This window comes from Chelatococcus composti, from assembly GCF_014201415.1.
Lineage (GTDB): Bacteria > Pseudomonadota > Alphaproteobacteria > Rhizobiales > Beijerinckiaceae > Chelatococcus_A > Chelatococcus_A composti.
On sequence record NZ_JACHEH010000001.1, the window covers coordinates 408,389 to 425,684 of the forward strand.

14 protein-coding genes are annotated in these 17,296 nt (G+C 68.4%); 10 read left to right on the forward strand and 4 right to left on the reverse strand.

Translation table 11 applies throughout. The annotated features are described in order from the left end of the window. Window positions 1–149: 149 nt before the first annotated feature. On the reverse strand, window positions 150–3,074 hold the full coding sequence (uvrA, locus tag HNQ73_RS02065) for an excinuclease ABC subunit UvrA (protein ID WP_183331731.1): 2,925 nt from the start codon (window positions 3,072–3,074) through the stop codon (window positions 150–152). Window positions 3,075–3,467: 393 nt separating this feature from the next. Between uvrA and ssb the strand changes: the two genes are divergently transcribed. The 6 genes from ssb (at window position 3,468) to HNQ73_RS02095 (ending at window position 9,314) form a co-directional block, all read left to right on the forward strand. Beyond that, window positions 3,468–3,971 (forward strand): single-stranded DNA-binding protein, encoded by a 504-nt coding sequence (gene ssb, locus HNQ73_RS02070; protein ID WP_183331733.1) that lies wholly within the window; start codon window positions 3,468–3,470, stop codon window positions 3,969–3,971. A gap of 72 nt (window positions 3,972–4,043) precedes the next feature. Next, on the forward strand, window positions 4,044–5,171 hold the full coding sequence (locus HNQ73_RS02075; RefSeq protein WP_183331735.1) for a M20 family metallopeptidase: 1,128 nt from the start codon (window positions 4,044–4,046) through the stop codon (window positions 5,169–5,171). Window positions 5,172–5,326: 155 nt separating this feature from the next. After that, window positions 5,327–6,721: a globin-coupled sensor protein gene (locus tag HNQ73_RS02080; RefSeq protein WP_183331737.1), complete on the forward strand. Its 1,395-nt coding sequence runs from the start codon at window positions 5,327–5,329 to the stop codon at window positions 6,719–6,721. A gap of 96 nt (window positions 6,722–6,817) precedes the next feature. After that, on the forward strand, window positions 6,818–7,936 hold the full coding sequence (locus HNQ73_RS02085) for a DUF3182 family protein (protein ID WP_183331739.1): 1,119 nt from the start codon (window positions 6,818–6,820) through the stop codon (window positions 7,934–7,936). A 115-nt stretch (window positions 7,937–8,051) separates the two neighbouring features. Continuing rightward, window positions 8,052–8,894 (forward strand): TIGR02587 family membrane protein, encoded by an 843-nt coding sequence (locus HNQ73_RS02090; protein WP_183331741.1) that lies wholly within the window; start codon window positions 8,052–8,054, stop codon window positions 8,892–8,894. A 9-nt stretch (window positions 8,895–8,903) separates the two neighbouring features. Next, the gene (locus tag HNQ73_RS02095) at window positions 8,904–9,314 is read left to right on the forward strand and encodes a hypothetical protein (RefSeq protein ID WP_183331743.1); all 411 of its coding nucleotides are present in this window, start codon (window positions 8,904–8,906) and stop codon (window positions 9,312–9,314) included. A 7-nt stretch (window positions 9,315–9,321) separates the two neighbouring features. Here the strand turns inward: HNQ73_RS02095 and HNQ73_RS02100 are convergent, their stop codons facing one another. Then, the gene (locus HNQ73_RS02100) at window positions 9,322–9,909 is read right to left on the reverse strand and encodes a sigma-70 family RNA polymerase sigma factor (RefSeq protein WP_183331746.1); all 588 of its coding nucleotides are present in this window, start codon (window positions 9,907–9,909) and stop codon (window positions 9,322–9,324) included. A 251-nt stretch (window positions 9,910–10,160) separates the two neighbouring features. On the opposite strand from HNQ73_RS02100, the gene ku reads away from it, so the two are divergent. The 3 genes from ku (at window position 10,161) to HNQ73_RS02115 (ending at window position 13,948) form a co-directional block, all read left to right on the forward strand. Beyond that, window positions 10,161–11,018 (forward strand): non-homologous end joining protein Ku, encoded by an 858-nt coding sequence (ku, locus tag HNQ73_RS02105; protein ID WP_183331748.1) that lies wholly within the window; start codon window positions 10,161–10,163, stop codon window positions 11,016–11,018. 7 nt (window positions 11,019–11,025) lie between these two features. Next, window positions 11,026–13,572, forward strand: a complete 2,547-nt coding sequence (gene ligD / locus HNQ73_RS02110; protein ID WP_183331750.1) for a DNA ligase D — start codon at window positions 11,026–11,028, stop codon at window positions 13,570–13,572. A 70-nt stretch (window positions 13,573–13,642) separates the two neighbouring features. After that, entirely contained in the window at window positions 13,643–13,948 is a 306-nt protein-coding gene (locus HNQ73_RS02115; protein WP_210304923.1) for a hypothetical protein, read from the forward strand. A 268-nt stretch (window positions 13,949–14,216) separates the two neighbouring features. On the opposite strand, the gene HNQ73_RS02120 is transcribed toward HNQ73_RS02115, so the two are convergent. Beyond that, window positions 14,217–15,110 carry a LysR substrate-binding domain-containing protein gene (locus HNQ73_RS02120; protein ID WP_183331752.1) on the reverse strand — a complete coding sequence of 298 codons (894 nt, stop codon included), beginning with the start codon at window positions 15,108–15,110 and terminating at the stop codon, window positions 14,217–14,219. A gap of 295 nt (window positions 15,111–15,405) precedes the next feature. Here HNQ73_RS02120 and HNQ73_RS02125 point away from each other — a divergent pair, with 295 nt between their 5' ends. Beyond that, window positions 15,406–16,278 (forward strand): DMT family transporter, encoded by an 873-nt coding sequence (locus tag HNQ73_RS02125; protein WP_183331754.1) that lies wholly within the window; start codon window positions 15,406–15,408, stop codon window positions 16,276–16,278. Window positions 16,279–16,327: 49 nt separating this feature from the next. Here HNQ73_RS02125 and HNQ73_RS02130 read toward each other — a convergent pair whose 3' ends face one another. Next, window positions 16,328–17,263, reverse strand: coding sequence for a DMT family transporter (locus tag HNQ73_RS02130; RefSeq protein WP_183331756.1), 936 nt, complete (start codon window positions 17,261–17,263; stop codon window positions 16,328–16,330). Between the last annotated feature and the right edge of the window lie 33 nt (window positions 17,264–17,296).

Consider the following 17,296-nt stretch of genomic DNA (forward strand, 5'->3'; position numbering starts at 1 on the left):
GTTGCGGTGCAGCATATAAGTGCGGCAACGCACATTGAGGAGAGGCAAGTTTGTATGTCAGCCCCGCGTCACCTGCATAACACGGCGGCAGTCGTGCCACAATTCGGGCACCGTTATGCTCCCGATGTGGGCAAAAGGGCGCTCCAGGTCTATTCCGCGGCCTGTTTGCGGTTGCGAAGGGGGCGCCGCGCCAGGACCTCGGCAAGGAAGCGTCCGGTGTGGCTTGCAGGCACCTTGCAGATCGTCTCGGGCGGGCCTTCGGCCACGATGGTACCGCCGCCGTCGCCACCCTCCGGGCCCATGTCGATCACCCAGTCGGCCGTCTTGATGACCTCGAGGTTGTGCTCGATGACAACGACGGTATTGCCCTGGTCAACGAGCTCGTGCAGCACCTCGAGCAGCTTGGCCACGTCGTGGAAGTGCAGGCCCGTCGTCGGCTCGTCGAGGATGTAGAGCGTGCGGCCGGTGGCGCGCTTCGATAGTTCCTTGGCCAGCTTGACACGCTGGGCCTCGCCGCCCGACAGGGTCGTGGCCTGCTGGCCGACCTTGACATAGTCGAGCCCCACGCGGGCCAGCGTCTCCATCTTGTCCCGGATGGCGGGTACCGCCTTGAACAGTTCCTTCGCCTCCTCGACGGTCATGTCGAGCACGTCGGCGATGGACTTCTCGCGGTACTTTACCTCCAGCGTCTCGCGGTCGTAGCGCTTGCCCTTGCACACGTCGCAGGTGACGTAGACGTCGGGCAGGAAGTGCATCTCGATCTTGATGACGCCGTCGCCCTGGCAGGCTTCGCAGCGCCCGCCCTTGACATTGAAGGAGAAGCGCCCCGGCTGGTAGCCGCGCGCCTTTGCCTCGGGCAATCCCGCGAACCACTCGCGGATCGGCGTGAAGGCGCCGGTGTAGGTCGCCGGGTTCGAGCGCGGTGTGCGGCCGATGGGCGACTGGTCGATGTCGATGACCTTGTCGAGATGCTCCAGCCCCTCGATGGCATCGAAGGGGGCGGGATGCTCGATGGCGCCGTTGAGGCGTCGCGCCACTGCCTTGTAGAGCGTGTCGATGACGAGGGTGGACTTGCCGCCGCCGGACACGCCTGTGACGCAGGTGAAGAGGCCCAGAGGCACGTTCACCGTCACGTTCTTGAGGTTGTTCCCGCGGGCGCCGACGAGCCGGAGCATCCGGCTCTTCTGCGGCTTGCGCCGCTTCTCCGGCACAGGCACGGACAGACGCCCGCTCAGATACTGCCCTGTCAGCGAGTTGGGGTTGGCGATGATCTCCTCGGGCGTGCCCTGGGCGACGATCTGCCCGCCGTGTATGCCGGCGCCGGGCCCCACGTCCACCACATGATCCGCCGACAGGATCGCGTCCTCGTCATGCTCGACGACGATGACGGAATTGCCGAGGTCGCGCAGGCGGCGCAGCGTGGCGAGGAGCCGCTCGTTGTCGCGCTGGTGCAGGCCGATGGAGGGCTCGTCGAGCACATAGAGCACGCCCGTCAGGCCGGAGCCGATCTGCGAGGCGAGTCGGATGCGCTGGCTCTCGCCGCCCGACAGCGAGCCCGAGTTGCGGGAGAGGGTCAGATAGTCGAGGCCGACGTCGAGCAGGAAGGTCAGGCGCTCGCGAATTTCCTTGAGGATGCGTCCGGCGATCTCGTTCTGCTTGTCGGTCAGCTTGCCGGGCAGGGCCTCGAACCACTTGCGTGCGTCGGCGACGGACATCTGCGCCACCTCGCCGATGTGCAGCCCGTCGATCTTCACCGCCAGGGCCTCGGGCTTGAGGCGGTGCCCCCCGCAGGCGCCGCAGGGCGTCTCCGACATGAAGCGGCCGATCTCCTCGCGCGCCCAGTCGCTCTCCGTCTCCTTCCAGCGGCGCTCGAGGTTGTTGACGACGCCCTCGAAAGGCTTCCTCACCTCGTAGGAGCGCAGGCCGTCGTCATAGGCGAAACGCACGGCCTCGTCGCCCGTGCCGTAGAGGATAACGTCGCGCGCCTTCTGGGGCAGCTCCTCCCAGGGCACGGTGAGGGAGAAGCCGAAGTGCTTCGCCAGCGCCTCGAGCGTCTGGCCATAGTAGGGCGAGGTGGACTTCGCCCACGGCGCGATGGCGCCGCCGCGCAGCGTCAGCCGTCTGTCCGGCACGACGAGGTCGGGGTCAATCTGCATCTCGTGGCCGATGCCACCGCAGACCGGGCAGGCGCCGAACGGGTTGTTGAAGGAGAAGAGCCGCGGCTCGATTTCGGGGATGGTGAAGCCCGAGACGGGGCAGGCGAAACGGGAGGAGAAGACGAGGCGCCTGGGTTGGCCCTTTTCGTCCTTCTCGTCGGCGAATTCCATCACGGCGATGCCGTCCGCGAGCTCGAGTGCGGTCTCGAGCGACTCCGACAGGCGCGCTGCGATGTCACGGCGCACCACGAGGCGATCGACCACCACGTCGATGTCGTGCTTGAGCTTTTTGTCGAGGGTCGGCGCCTCGGCAATCTCGTAGAACTCGCCGTCGATCTTCACGCGCTGGAAGCCGCGCTTCATGAAATCGGCGAGCTCCTTGCGGTACTCGCCCTTGCGCCCGCGCACGACGGGGGCGAGGAGGTAGAGGCGGGTCTTCTCCGGCAGTGCGAGCACCCGGTCGACCATCTGGCTCACCGTCTGGCTCTCGATCGGCAGGCCGGTGGCCGGGGAGTAGGGCACGCCCACGCGCGCCCACAACAGGCGCATGTAGTCGTAGATCTCGGTGACAGTGCCGACAGTGGAACGCGGGTTCTTTGAGGTCGTCTTCTGCTCGATGGAGATGGCCGGCGAAAGGCCGTCGATCTGGTCGACGTCCGGCTTCTGCATCATCTCCAGGAACTGGCGGGCATAGGCCGACAGGGATTCCACGTAGCGGCGCTGGCCCTCGGCGTAGATCGTGTCGAAGGCGAGCGACGACTTGCCGGAGCCGGACAGGCCCGTGAAGACGACGAGCTTGTCGCGCGGAATGGTGAGGTCGACGTTCTTGAGGTTATGCTCGCGCGCCCCGCGGATCGTGATGGTGCGGGTGGCGGCCGCCTCCGCGGCATGGTCGAAGAGATCGTCGATGGAAGCCATGGGTCCACAAACCGGCTGAGCTGCGCCGAAGCCTCGACGCCGCAGGAAAAGCTGCTGTCACCGCATCACGTGCGGGGTCCCTGAAGCCGTCCTCAGGGGAGTGCGCCGCCACATCCCTGGAAACGACAGTCGGACCCGTGAGCCAACCCGATATAGTGCGCCTTGCGCCAATTGCCCACTGGAGCAGATCGCCGCCGGCGGGCGCGGCCGCCGCGGCCCGGCCGGCGCCGTCGTAACGGGCAGCTTGCGCGCCGCGAGTCGGAGCGGTAAGAACATACCAAGAACAACTGGGCATGCAACTGTGGACAAGCCGCCGTGGGGACCGTCCGGCGCTATCAGGCGTCGGGTCGGCTCTGGTTTATGGTCGGTGGAGAGAAGATCGGAGGTGCAGGTATGGCCGGCAGCGTCAACAAGGTGATCCTCATCGGCAATCTGGGACGCGACCCGGAAGTGCGCACGTTCCAGAACGGCGGCCGTGTCTGCAACCTGCGCGTCGCGACATCCGAGACCTGGCGCGACAAGGCGACCGGCGAGCGGCGCGAGAAGACCGAATGGCACTCGGTCGTCATCTTCAACGAGAACCTGCTGCGCGTGGCCGAGCAGTATCTCAAGAAGGGCTCGAAGGTTTACATCGAGGGCCAGCTCGAGACCCGCAAGGCGACGGACGCCTCGGGTGCCGAGCGCTATTTCACCGAGGTCGTGCTTCGCCCCTACCGCGGCGAGCTTACCATCCTCGACAGCCGTGGTGGCGGCGGCGAAATCGTTGACGACGAGGGTGGCTTCGGCGGCTCGCGCGGCTCAGACTTCGGCCGCGCCTCGCCGATGGAGCGCAGGCCGGCGGCATCGGGCGGCGGTGGCGGCTACGCGGGCGATCTCGACGACGATATCCCGTTCTGATAGCAAGGATTCCACGGAAGTTCGGGCGACGGAGGCATCCGTCGCCCGTATCGTGTGGGGCTGGGGACGGCGATGACGAGCGAGTTCGACACGGATGCGATGGTGGCGGGCCTGTCGCGCTGGGTACTGGAGGAGAGCCCGACCCGGGATGCTGCTGCGATCAACCGCATGATCGACCTCGTCGCCGCCGAGGTCGAGGGGCTGCCGATCGCGGTCGAGCGGCTGCCCGGCAGGCAGGGGCTCGGCGACACGCTCGTCATGCGTGCCGGCCCTCGCACGGATGCCAAGGGTATCCTCGTCATGTCGCATGTCGACACCGTCCACCCGAAGGGCACCATCGACGGGCCTTTGCCGCTGCGCCGCGACGGGGACAGGCTCTACGGGCCTGGCGTCTATGACATGAAGGGTGGTGCCTATCTGGCGCTCGAGGCCTTCAAGCGCGTGGCCGTGGCGGGATCGGCGCAGCTGCCGATCACCTTCCTGTTCACGCCCGACGAGGAGATCGGCAGCCCGACGACGCGCGAGATCATCGAGGACGAGGGCCGCCGGGCATCCTATGCGCTGGTGACGGAGCCGGCGCGCGACGGCGGCAAGATCGTCACCGCCCGCAAGGGGGTGGGGCGCTTCGACGTGCGCGTCGAGGGGCGGCCGGCCCATTCGGGCACCAGCCACCAGCTCGGCCGCAGCGCCATCCGCGAGGCGGCGCGGCAGATCCTCGATATCGAGGCGATGACCGATTACGGACGCGGCATCACGACCACGGTCGGGCTCGTCTCTGGCGGCACGGCGGCCAACGTCATTCCGCACTTCACCTATTTCTCCGTCGATCTCAGGGTCATCAACGAAGCCGACGGCGTCGCGGCCGGCGAGAAAATCCTGTCCCTGAAGCCCTATGATCCGGACGTGAAGCTCACGGTCACCGGCGGCATGAACCGCCCGGCCTATGTGAAGACTGACGAGATCGCCCGGCTGCTCGCCCATGCGCAGCAGCTCGCCGCCGACATCGGCTTCGAGCTCGTCGATTCGCCGATGACCGGCGGCGGCAGCGACGGCAACTTCACCGCCGCGCTCGGTGTGCCGACCCTCGATGGCCTCGGCATCGACGGCGACGGAGCGCACACGCTGCAGGAATACGGCCTCATCTCCTCGCTCGCGCCGCGCGCCAGGCTGATGCAGCGCCTGCTCGAGACGCTGGCCTGACGACCTTCTTCCGGCAGGCTTCGGGCAAGCTTCGCCCTGCAGTTTCCTCCGCGATGCGGCTTCACTCCCGTCGGCCTGCCCGGCGGGCTCTTGTTGCGTGCCTGATGGAGGCGTTCGGGCGCGCCGGGTGACAGCTTGGGGCGAAACGTCTGAGAATGGACGCGGATCGGGCACTGAAGCGCACGGCCGGGCAAGCTGCCCGCCAGAAGCTGGAGGACGAAATCGCCCTCGTCGGCTTTGATCGCAGGGACCGCGAGAGGCTGCGTCAGCTCAAGCCCGTGGTTGCGGAAGAGCTTCCGGCGATCCTCGACGATCTCGTCGATCATCTGGGTGCCAGCGGCGTGGCTGGTGACCTCTTCGCGCGCAAGGACGTGCGCCGCAACGTCCGCACCGTGCTGCTGGCGCACTGGCTGCGCGTCTGTGATGCGCGCTTCGACGAGGGCTATCGCCAGTCCGTCAAGGCGGTGGCGGAGATGTACGCCAGCCTCGGGCTGTGCCCGCGCCTGTGCCTTGGCGGCTACGCCCGCACCACGAGCGCCCTCACGCGCTCCGTCACCCGGGCCATCCTGCGCTCGCGCCATATCTGGGGCCACAACAGCCTCGGGGCCAATCTCGACCTTGCGCTGGATGCGCTGATCAAGGCGGCGATGTTCGATCTCGACCAGTGCACGGCCGCCATGGAGGCACGCCGGAAGGAGGACGAAACGGCGCAGCGTCAGGCGATTGTGGAGGAATTCGAACATCTTGCATCAAGTGTCGTCGAGGCTGTCGCCGCAGCCTCGCGGAACGTGGAGACCATGGTCGGCAAGCTGCAGGCGGCTGCCGAACAGGCGAGCCGGCGCTCGCACCAGGCTTCCGCCGTGGTCGATGACGCCGGCGCCGGTGCGTCGGCGGTGAGCCAGGCGGCGGACGTCCTGCGGCAGGCCATTGCCGAGGTGGCGCGGCGTGCCGGCGAGGCCGCGCAGTCGGCCAACGAGGCGAGCAGCCAGGCCGGCCGCACGCGCGAGACGGTCGGTGCACTTTCGGAGGCCGCCCGGCGCATCGGCGAGATCCTCGGCGTCATCGAGGCGGTGGCCAAGCAGACGAACCTGCTGGCGCTCAACGCCACCATCGAGGCGGCCCGCGCGGGCGAGGCGGGACGGGGCTTTGCCGTCGTCGCGTCCGAGGTCAAGCAGCTTGCCCAGCAGACGGCTCGCGCCACCGAGGACATCGCCGGCCACATCCGCGACATCCAGGCGGTGGTTGACCGCGCCGTGGAGGACATCGGCGCCGTGAGTGCCAGCATCGAGGGCATCAATCTCGCCTCGGCGTCGATCTTCTCGGCCGTCGAGCAGCAGAGCGCCGGCGCGGCGGAGATCGGCACCCATACCGGCCGGGCCAGCGACGGCGTACATCGCGCCAAGGACGAGCTCGGGCTGCTCATGGCCGATGCCGAGGCAGCCGGGCGTCTGGCACAGGAGGTGGTGGAGGCGTCCCGGGCGCTTCTGGCGCAGGCGGACAGTTTCAAGGGCGAGACGGCCCGCATCCTCGCGCAGCTGAGGGCTGCCTGACCGGCCCGCATGCCGCGGCCGGGCTCCGGGGCGCACCTCGGGAACAAAGCGTCGACGGTCCGGTTCCTGCGATCTCGGACAGTGCCGGAGATGCGCATGGTGACGGACAGCGGCTTCTCACGCGCCCGGAAGGCTCTCGTGACCCATGGTTGCCACGGCGGGCGGGACCATTCCGAGATGGGCCATCTGTCGCTCGCGCGGATACTCGCCGCCACCCTCGACCTTGACTATGCGGGACGGGTGGAGGACAGCGTGGGGGCGGGCAGCCTCTATCATTTCCCCCGCCGCACGCTGTGCGGGCGCGACGAGGTCGAGCGCCTCCGGGTCACGGGAGAGGATGACCTGTTCGGCGGTTGGGTTGCCGAGCCGTTCATGGCGACGAAAGCCATCGTCCATCCGCTCGTGTCGGACCGGGCCGAGGCGCCGCCCTCGTGGCTGCCTGCCTTTCCGCGTGACGTGGAGGGGGTGGTGCTCGACGGCCTCACCGTGTTCAACGCTGCTGACGCGCAGGAGGCTGGCCGTCGCCTCCTCGCGCGCGGGCCGGTCCGCCTCAAGCCGGTGCGAGCCGAGGGAGCGCGCGGGCAGGTTGTCGTCCACTCCCGGGAGGAGTTCGGGCAGGCGCTTGCCGCTGTCCTCGGCTTTCACGACGTGCGCCACGGTCTGGTGCTCGAGGAAAACCTCTCGGATGTCGACACCGCCAGCGTGGGCGAGGTGCGGGCAGCCGGGCTCACGGTGGCCTATTTCGGCATCCAGAGCCTGACACAAGACAACGCGGGCGAGACGGTCTATGGCGGCTCGTCGCTCTATGTCGTGCGCGGAGGCATGGCCGCGCTCCTCGACCATCCACTGGATGAGAAGGCCCGGCGATGCGTCGAGGTGGCCCGCGTCTTCGACCGGGCGGCGGATGCCCACCTCGGCGGCTTCTTCGCCTCGCGCCGTAACTATGACATCGCCTTCGGCACGGCGGCGGATGGGAATGAGCAGCTCGCCGTTCTCGAACAGTCGTGGCGCGCCGGCGGCGCGACCGGAGCCGAGATTGCGGCGCTCGCCCTGTTTCGCGCCGACCCGCGCGTCTTCGCCGTGCGGGCCAGGACCGTCGAGTGCTACGGCGACGCGCATGTGCCGGACGGGGCCGTCGTGCACTATCGCGGCGACGATCCCGAGCTCGGCCGGCTGGCGAAATACACCATCGTCGACGACGTCATCCGGTCCTGAGCCGAGGGCGCAGGGAGCGGCCGCCGCACCGCGAACCAAAGGCAGACCGGCGCGTTATCCCGTTGGGGGCAGGTCCGGATCCGCCGGACAGCCATGCCTGAGACGGCGCATCGCTATGGAAACGGCTGGCCTGGGACACGCAACGCGCGCCCGACGACGCGGCAAGGTTCTGCGTGACACAGGCCGGGCGCTGGGCGGTGCATTGATCTTCTCCATGCCGATGCTGATGACCATGGAGATGTGGTGGCTGGGCTTCACGATAGATCCGCTGCGCCTTGTGTTGCTGGTCATCTTCTGCCTGCCACTCCTCGTTCTTCTGTCACGGCGGGTCGGTTTCGAGGCCACCCGTGGCTGGTGGGAGGACGTGGTCGACGCGCTCTTCGCGCTCGGCATCAGCATGGTGACGAGCACCGTGTGCCTCGTCGCTTTCGGCGCCATCGGCCCCGGCATGTCCGCCCGCGAGATTGCGGGAAAGATCGCCATTCAGGTTGTGCCGGCCAGCATCGGCGCCCTGCTGGCGCGCAGCCAGCTCGGCTCTGACGGGCCGGACGAGGGGAAGCGGCAGGAGAGCTATGGCGGCGAGATGTTCCTCATGGCTGTCGGTGCGCTGTTCCTCGGTTTCAATGTGGCGCCGACGGAGGAAATGATCGTCATCTCCCACCGCATGACGCCCTGGCATGCGGCGGCGCTCGTTGTGCTCTCGCTGATGGTGATGCACGGCTTCATCTTCGCCGTGGGCTTCCGGGGCGGGACAGAGCTGACGCCACAGACGCCCTGGTGGAGCGCCTTCATCCGCTTCACGCTGCCCGGGTACGTGATCGCAATGGCGATGAGCCTCTATGTCCTCTGGACGTTCGGCCGCTTGGACGACGCGGCGTTTGAACAGGTGATCGCCACGACGATCGTGCTTGGCTTTCCGTCTTCTGCCGGCGCAGCCGCCGCCCGGCTCATTCTCTAGGAGGCGGCCATGAACGCCAGCCGAAAACGCAGGGACGTCTCCGCGAGCCACGGGAAACGGTTCGAATGGGCCGTGGGCGCTGTGGCCTTCGTCATTGTCGTGGTCCTGCTCGGCTATCTCCTCGGCCTCGGCACCGCGTCCGGCAGGCAGCCGCCGCACTTCTCCATCACGGCCGGCGATGTGGTGCGGGTTGGCACCGGATACCAGATGCAGGTGGTCGTGACCAACGAAGGAGATGAGACTGCAGCGGACGTGACGTTGCGCGCGGTGCTGCACCGCGACGCCGGCGAGGAGGCGCGGGAGCTGCGCTTCGACTTCGTGCCGCAGCGCTCGACGCGGCGCGGCACGCTGATCTTCGAGCAGGATCCGGGCAGCCGCGCGGCAGTGCGCCTCTCCGTCAGCAGCTACGTGGAGCCCTGAAGAGCCGTCAACCGGAGGCGGTCTTGGGCAGGGATTCGGTCGGGAAGGTCTCCGTCCGCTCGATGCAGCTCGATGTCGAACGCTCGTCGAGCTCCTCAAGGAGCCGCAGCCGTGCCCGGCTGAGGCGACTCTTCACCGTGCCCAGCGCGCAGCCGCAGATCGCGCCCGCTTCCTCGTAGCTGAGGCCGAGCACGCCCACGAGAACGATGATCTCGCGATGCTGGGGCTGCAGGCGCTGGATGGCGTCGCGGAGCTCGCGCCCCCGCGTCGACCACTCCTGCGTCGCGTCGACCCGAAGGCGTGTCGAGGCGCAGTCGCTGGCGCCGGGGGCCTCGCGCCGGGCAAGCTTTGCCTGCGTGTAGAAGGTGTTGCGCATGATGGTGAAGAGCCAGGACTTGAGGCTGGTGCCAGGCTCGAACTGCTCGATCTTGGCCAGGGCCTTTGTCAGCGTCTCCTGAACGAGGTCGTCGGCATCGGTGGCGTTCCGGCAGAACGTCCGCGCGAAGGCGCGCAGGGCTGGAATAAGCGTGACGATCTCGGAGCCGGGTTCCTGGTGCGAGGCGTGTCCTTTCTCGAGCCTTTGGTCAGGCTGCATGGCGTGATGCCTCCGCAAATGCTGTGCTTTTGGCCGGCCCCCCTTCCATCCCCGTCTACAGGGGACAATGTCCGCCCCGCTCGATAGTTCCGCCCTTCGGGAGAAATGGGCGGGAGCGGAGAGCCGGCCCCGATGCGGCCGGCGTCCCGAGCGGACGGGGCAAGCTGCGGAGACTGCCGGACGGAACAACCCGGCCCGTCCGGCCGTTGAGCCAATGGACCATTTTGCAAGGATCAACGGAGGAGCGCGCCATGGCCGAGCGCCCGGTCTGGAAGGGGCAGCTGCGCCTGTCGCTCGTCTCCATCCCGGTGGAGATGTATTCGGCGACGAACTCGTCGGCGCGCGTTGCCTTCCGCCAGATACACAAGCCGTCTGGCAAGCGGGTGCAGTACCAGAAGGTCGTCCCCGGCGTCGGGCCGGTGAAGAACGACGACATCTGGAAGGGCTACGAGGTGGAGGACGACGAATACGTGCTGATCGATCCGGATGAGATCGACGCCATCCGCCTCGAGACGAAGAAGACGCTGGAACTCGTCCATTTCGTCGACGCCTGCGAGATCCCGCCACTCTATTTCGACCGGCCCTATTTCCTCGCCCCCACCGACGAATTGGCGGAGGACGCCTTTCGCGTTGTGCGCGATGCGCTTGCGCAGACCCGCAAGGCGGGGCTCGGCCAGCTCGCCATGCGCGGCCGGGAATATCTCGTCGCCGTGCGTCCGTGCGGCAGCGGCCTGATGGCGGAGACGCTCCATTACGAGGAGGAGATCCGCAAGACGGACCCCTTTTTTTCCTCGATCTCGAGCAAGCCCGCCGAGAAGGATCTGCTCGACGTTGCCAGGCAGCTCATCGAGCGCAAGAGCGGCCCCTTCGACGCCAGCGCCTTCGAGGACCGTTATGCCGAGGCCATCCGCAACCTCGTCGAGGAAAAGGCCAAGGGGCGGAAGCCCCGGCGCGTGCGGGCCGAGGAAGAGGCGCGGCCGCGCGGCGGCAATGTCGTCGACCTGATGTCGGCTCTCAAGCAGAGCCTCGAGAAGTCTGGCAAGAAGCAGCCGCAGAAGAAGCCGGCGGCGAAGGCGGGCTCGTCCTCGCGGCGCCGGAAGTCGGCGTGAGGGGTCCATGGCCGTGACGCAGAACCTCCTGCGGGAGTACAGAGAGCGGCGGGACTTCACCAGGACCGCCGAGCCCGACATCACGGACCGGGAGGCCCAGGGTGGCGAGGGACTGCTGTTCGTCGTGCAGAAGCATGCCGCCACCCGCCTCCACTACGATTTCCGCCTTGAATGGAAGGGCGTCCTGAAGAGCTGGGCGGTGACGCGCGGGCCGAGCCTCGACCCCGGCGACAAGCGCCTTGCTGTGCGGACGGAGGACCATCCGCTCGCCTACGGCGAGTTCGAGGGCGTCATTCCCGAGGGGCAGTACGGCGCGGGCACGGTCATGCTGTGGGACCGCGGCACCTGGGAGCCGGTGGAGGACCCCGAGAAGGGCCTGCGCCGCGGCAAGCTGACCTTCCGCCTGAACGGGGAGCGCCTGAAGGGCGAGTGGGCGCTGGTGCGCATGGCGCCGAAGCCGGGTGAAAAGCGCGAGAACTGGCTGCTGATCAAGCACCGGGAAGGGCAGGCTGGCCGGCGTCGCCCGGCCGACATCCTGGCGCGGCATACCCGCAGCGTCGCATCCGGCCGCACGATGAGGGACATCGCCGCTGCCGGGCGCACGATCGCCCCCGAGGATGTGGCGCCCGAGCGGCGCGCCCGCCGGCCATCGGCAAAATCCGCGGCTCCAAAGGCGGCGAAGGGGCGACGCGGCGAGCACGCGCTGCCGCGCTGGGTGGAGCCGCAGCTCGCCACGCTGGTCGACGCCGCCCCCGAGGGCGGACAATGGCTGGCGGAGATGAAGTATGACGGCTACAGGGCCCTCGTCGCCATAGGCCGCGGCGCCTGCCGAGTCTATACGCGCAACGGCAAGGACTGGACCCACCGTTTCGGCGAAATCGCACGGGCGGCCAGCCGTCTGGACACGTCGGGCGCGCTGATCGACGGCGAGATCGTTGCTTTCGACGACAAGGGCAGGACCGACTTCTCCACCCTGCAGGCGGCGCTGCAGGCGGGTGGCAAGGGGCTTGCGTTTTTTGCCTTCGACCTCCTGTGGCTCGACGGGGCGGATATCCGCTCGCGCCCGCTCGTGGAACGCAAGGACCTGCTGCACCAGCTGCTGGCCGAGGCCGGGCCGCCACTTGTCTACTCGACGCATGTTGTCGGCAACGCGCCCGAGGTGAACCGGCGGCTGTGCGCCGCGGGGCACGAGGGCATCGTGGCCAAGCGCGCGCAGGACGCCTATCGTTCCGGCCGCGGGCGCAGCTGGCTGAAGGTGAAATGCGCGGCGCGGCAGGAGTTTGTCATCGGCGGTTATCGGCCCAGCGACAAGAAGGGCCGCACCGTCGCCTCGCTTCTCATCGGGGTGAACGAGGGAGGTCGGCTCGTCTACAAGGGGCGTGTCGGCGCCTTCGAGGGGGACCATCTGGCCCGGCTCGAGCGCCTGCTCGCCAGCCGTGGCCGCAAGACATCCCCCTTCGTCGAGCTTCCGCGCGACATTGCGCGCGAGGCGCGCTTCGTGCGGCCGGACATCGTCGTCGAGGTGGGGTTCGCCGAGTTCACGCGCGAGGGCGTCGTGCGCCATGGCGTGCTCAAGGGCATCCGCGAGGACAAGCCGGCGCGCGAGGTGGTGATGGAAACTCCGGGGGCAACCGCCATGCAGGACCATGAAGCGCGGGATGTCATCGCCGGCGTGAAGCTGTCCAACCCCGATAAGGTGCTCTTCGCCGGGCAGGGTGTCACAAAAGCGGACCTTGCGGCTCACTACGAGCGGGTCGCCGGGCGCATCCTGCCTTTCGTCACCGGGCGACTCCTCAGCCTCGTGCGCTGTCCCGAGGGGGCCGGCACGCAGTGCTTCTTCCAGAAGCACGGCAACAAGACCGTGGCACGGCAGTTCCGGCGCCATGAGATCACCGAGAGCGACGGCGAGCGCGGCATCTATCTCTATGTCGACGACCTTGCCGGCCTCGTGGCCGGCGTGCAGATGGGAACGCTCGAATTTCACATCTGGGGCTCGCGCATCGACCGACTCCAGCAGCCGGACCGGCTCGTCTTCGATCTCGACCCTGACGAGGCGCTCGACTTTGCCGCCGTGCGCGCCGCCGCCTTCGATCTGCGCGAGCGGCTGGCTGCTCTCGGTCTGACGACCGTGCCGCTGTTGACGGGCGGCAAGGGCATCCATGTCATCGCGCCGCTGGCGCGCCGGGCCGCGTGGCCGACGGTCAAGGCTTTCGCCCGCGCCTTTGCCCGGCATGTCGCCGCAGAGGCGCCGGAGCGCTACGTTGCCCAGGCCGCGAAGGCCAAGCGCACCGGCCGCATCTTTATCGACTGGCTGCGCAACGAGCGTGGCGCCACCGCCATCGCGCCCTATTCGACACGGGCGAAGAAGAACGCGCCGGTTGCCACGCCGGTGGGCTGGGACGAGCTGACGACCATCTCATCCGCGCAGGCCTTCACCATTGCCGACATGGAAGCGCGCCTTTCCGCCCCCGACCCCTGGGCGGATGAGGCCGAGCTGCGCCAGACCATCACCAAGGCCATGCTCGGCAAGGTCAACGCGAGGGACGACGACTGAGTCTCGGCGCCGGGAACCGTCTGCTCGCGGGGCGGTTGGAGGAGTTCCCCCACGAGCAAGGTGAATGTCCATGACCGATGCACGACCGATGAAGGCCCCGTCCGACGATCCGGCCGCCGTAGCGCGACTGCGACACGACGTCGATCTCGGCAGGACGAGGGACAAGGTGGCCTTTCCCGACCCGGCCGCCGCGCCACTCGGTACGGACGATGAGGCGGCTGGCACGCCCGCAACCACTGCGGAACTGCACATGGAGAACGAGGCGCTGCCGCCGCCGCCGTCCCGGCCGCCGGACAGCCGCCGCGCCATCCTAGTCGGCGCCAGCATCGCCGCGGCCGCGGCCGTCGTCATCGTCGCTGTCGCGGCCCTCGTGTGAGGGGCGCGCAGGGCGCTGGCGGCAGCGTGCCGGGGATGGTCGGGGCCGGCCCGCAGCCCCGAAGACGGCCGAAGGGCCGGCGGAGGAAGGGCCCAGCCGGCGTCTGCCACGTCGCAGACCAGGGGAAGGGGGGTTGGGGGCGACGCACCATCGCCGGCTGGACGTCTACCAACCAGCGGCAAGGGACGAGGTTCCGCCGCTCACGAAAAATTCTTGCGGGCCGTGATCGCGGTTCCGCCGCCAGGGCTGATCGGCGTTGGCAGAAGCGTCAGGTTGTGGAGCCGGCAGGCTCGGGGCCGCTGGGGAACTCGGCCGCGACATCGTGCAGCCCGCTGCAGAAGGCTTCCGCCTTGCGGTTGTGGTTCCGCCGGCGCAGCGTGACGTAGTCCTGCCCGCTGTCGATGAAACCGTAGGGCGCGACGAGCCGGCTCGCGGCGATGTCGTCCGCCACGAGAGGCCAGGGGGCGATCCCGACGCCGAGGCCGCCGACGGCGGCCTCCAGCATGAAGTAGAAGTGCTCGAACTCGCTGGCCGGCCGCAGTTCCACGTCAACAGCGGCACGCTCGCACCAGTCGCTCCATGCCGAGCGGCGCGTCTGCGTCTGCAGCATCGGCAGCGAGAAGAGGTTGTCCGGCCCCGCGCCGAGCTTCGGCGAGCAGACCGGGCCGAACCGCTCGGCGAAGAGAGGGATCACTTCGGCGTCCTCCGGCCAGGGGCCGGCGCCGACGCGGATCGCGACATCGAAGCTCTCCCGCGAGAAGTCGACCGGCGTGTCCGCGGTGCTGAGCCTGATGGTGATGGCGGGATGGCTCTGGCGGAAGCGGTGGAGCCGCGGGATCAGCCATTTCATCAGGAAGGTGCCGAGGCAAGACACGTCGAGATGACCTTCCTCCGCGCTGGCGACGAGGCGCACCGCCGCGTCGATACGGTCGAAAGCCTCGCTCAGCGCCGGCAGCAGCGTCCGGCCCGCGTCGGTCAGCCTCGGCGCGTTCTTCGGCCCTTCGAACAGGCGCACGCCGAGCGCCTCCTCGAGATTCTGGATCTGGCGGCTGATGGCGCTGTGGGTGACGTGCAGCTCCTCGGCAGCCAGCTTCATGAGGCCGTGCCGCCCGGCGGCCTCGAATGCACGCAGGGCGTTGAGCGAGGGCAGGCGGCGCGCCATGTGCGTTTTCCTTGTATAGGAAGTGATTACTTCTCGTTTTTCGCGCCCGTTTTTCCCCATTATAGCGTGCAGCCATGTCCGCTGCGAAGTTCATAAAACTGAATTTTCCTCGCCGCCTCCGACCGTCCCTGGTGCGTCCGTGCGCCGGACGGATCGCGCCCGGCGTCCGGGCGGCTTTTGGAAAATGCAGGGGTGCGAATGCAGCACACCTTTCCGGAGAAAGCAGGATGAGCCTTTCACTCTGCCTCGCCCGCCCCGGCAGTGATCGGTGCACCATGAAGCGCCGGGGGCGGGCATGACCTTTGGCCCGATCCTGCTCGTCATCACGGCAGCCTTCGTCCACGCGACCTGGAACCTCCTGGCCAAGCGTGCCTCGTCCGCCGGAGCGGCCTTCGTGTTCGTCTACAATGTCGTCGCCTGTGTCGCGTACCTGCCGTGGGTGGTCTACCTGATGGCGGGCGGAGACATGCGATGGAGCTGGGAGGGAGTTACCTTCATCGTTCTCAGCGGCCTCGTCCATCTGGCCTACAGCCTGTGCCTGCAACGGGGCTACCAGCACGCCGACTTTTCCGTCGTCTACCCCGTCGCCCGGGGCACGGGTCCGATGCTCTCGAGCATCGGGGCGGTGCTGATCCTCGGCGAGCAGCCGACGCTCGCGGTCGTCGCGGGCCTCGTCGCCGTCGTGACCGGCATCGGCCTGATTGCGACGCAGGGTGACCTCTCCGCCTTCCGCAAGCCGGGAGGGCGGGTGGGCGTCAGCTGGGGGACGGTGACGGGCGGCCTGATCGCCTCCTACACCGTGGTTGACGCCTATGCCGTCAAGGCGCTCGGCATCGCGCCCGTGATCCTCGACTGGTTCTCGAACCTGGTGCGCTTCTTCCTGCTGGCGCCCGTCGTCATCGCCAACCCGCGCCGCGCCGCAGCCGCCATGCGCGGCCACTGGCTCAGAGCCATCGGCGTCGGCCTGCTGTCACCGCTCTCCTACATTCTCGTGCTGACGGCGCTGAATCTTGGCGCTCCGCTGAGTGTCGTCGCACCGATGCGCGAGATGTCGATGATGGTCGGGGCACTCATGGGCATGTTGATCCTGCGCGAGAAGGTGGGCCCGTGGCGGCTCGTCGGCTGCGCGGTCCTGATTGGCGGCGTCATCCTGCTGACGTCCCGCTGAAGGCCGCCTTCGACGGTCATGGGGCTGGCTTGCCGGCCCGCCTGTCCGGTCAGTCACGCCCGGCAGCGGGTTCCGGCTGTCTCGGCAACGGTCTCGACTGCGCGCCGCGCCGGCCGAGGCTGTTGACGATGACGACGCCGGCAAGCGCGAGGCTGCCGCCCAGAAGGGTGGCGAGAGACGGTGCCTCGCCGAGGGCGATCCAGGCCAGGACTACCGCACAGGGCGGGATGAGATAGAGAAACATGCCGGCGCGGGCAGCACCGAAGCTGCGGATCGCATAGGTCCAGCACGCCTGTCCGACGATGCCCGGCCCGATGGCTAGGAAGATCACTGACAGCATGGTGTCCGTGCCGGCTGCACGCACCTCGGAAAGGCCGTCGCGCAGCCAGGGCAACAGCATCACCGCGCCAGCCAGCAGCACGAAGGCGGTCACGTCGGGCGGGGCCAGCCGCTGCAGCAGGTCGCGCTGGAGCACGGAGTAGAGCGCGGCACAGACAGCGGCGCCGAGGACGAGGCTTGAGCCGGCGCCGAACGCGATGCCGCCCGGCTGCCCCCAGGCGATCACGGCAACCCCGGCGAGGCCGGTCACGGCCCCCAGCCAGCCCCAGGGCGTGAAGACCTCGCGGAGGAAGATGACGGCGAGCAGCGCCATGAAAAGCGGCTGGGTATTGACGATGAAGCTCGCCGCCCCGGCGGACACCTCGGCCTGCCCTAGGTTGAGCAGGATGTTGTAGAGCGCGATGCCCAGGCACCCGCACAGCGCCACCCGCCCGTAGTCCCGCGCGGAAAAGCCCCGCGGCCGCCGCCAGGCGAGCCATGCGCCCACGAAGAGCGCCGCAAGGGCGAAGCGCAGCGAGGCGAGCGGCAGCGGAGAAAGCTCGCGCAGGGCAAACCGGATGGCCGGGAAGGACGCCGACCAGGTCAGCACCGTGCCGGCGACGGCGAGGGCGGGCAGAAGCCCCGGGATGGAGCGTGTGTTCGACATACGAGCTATGTGCCACAGACGCAGCTATTGACA

Excerpts from the sequence above, each read along its gene's own strand:
- HNQ73_RS02075 (WP_183331735.1), top strand. The coding sequence starts at position 4,044 with ATGACGAGCGAGTTCGACACGGATGCGATGGTGGCGGGCCTGTCGCGC.
- HNQ73_RS02130 (WP_183331756.1), bottom strand. The coding sequence starts at position 17,263 with ATGTCGAACACACGCTCCATCCCGGGGCTTCTGCCCGCCCTCGCCGTC.
- HNQ73_RS02125 (WP_183331754.1), top strand. The coding sequence starts at position 15,406 with ATGACCTTTGGCCCGATCCTGCTCGTCATCACGGCAGCCTTCGTCCAC.
- ligD (WP_183331750.1), top strand. The coding sequence starts at position 11,026 with ATGGCCGTGACGCAGAACCTCCTGCGGGAGTACAGAGAGCGGCGGGAC.
- uvrA (WP_183331731.1), bottom strand. The coding sequence starts at position 3,074 with ATGGCTTCCATCGACGATCTCTTCGACCATGCCGCGGAGGCGGCCGCC.
- HNQ73_RS02120 (WP_183331752.1), bottom strand. The coding sequence starts at position 15,110 with ATGGCGCGCCGCCTGCCCTCGCTCAACGCCCTGCGTGCATTCGAGGCC.
- ssb (WP_183331733.1), top strand. The coding sequence starts at position 3,468 with ATGGCCGGCAGCGTCAACAAGGTGATCCTCATCGGCAATCTGGGACGC.
- HNQ73_RS02090 (WP_183331741.1), top strand. The coding sequence starts at position 8,052 with ATGGAAACGGCTGGCCTGGGACACGCAACGCGCGCCCGACGACGCGGC.
- HNQ73_RS02085 (WP_183331739.1), top strand. The coding sequence starts at position 6,818 with ATGGTGACGGACAGCGGCTTCTCACGCGCCCGGAAGGCTCTCGTGACC.
- HNQ73_RS02100 (WP_183331746.1), bottom strand. The coding sequence starts at position 9,909 with ATGCAGCCTGACCAAAGGCTCGAGAAAGGACACGCCTCGCACCAGGAA.
- HNQ73_RS02095 (WP_183331743.1), top strand. The coding sequence starts at position 8,904 with ATGAACGCCAGCCGAAAACGCAGGGACGTCTCCGCGAGCCACGGGAAA.
- HNQ73_RS02115 (WP_210304923.1), top strand. The coding sequence starts at position 13,643 with ATGACCGATGCACGACCGATGAAGGCCCCGTCCGACGATCCGGCCGCC.
- ku (WP_183331748.1), top strand. The coding sequence starts at position 10,161 with ATGGCCGAGCGCCCGGTCTGGAAGGGGCAGCTGCGCCTGTCGCTCGTC.
- HNQ73_RS02080 (WP_183331737.1), top strand. The coding sequence starts at position 5,327 with ATGGACGCGGATCGGGCACTGAAGCGCACGGCCGGGCAAGCTGCCCGC.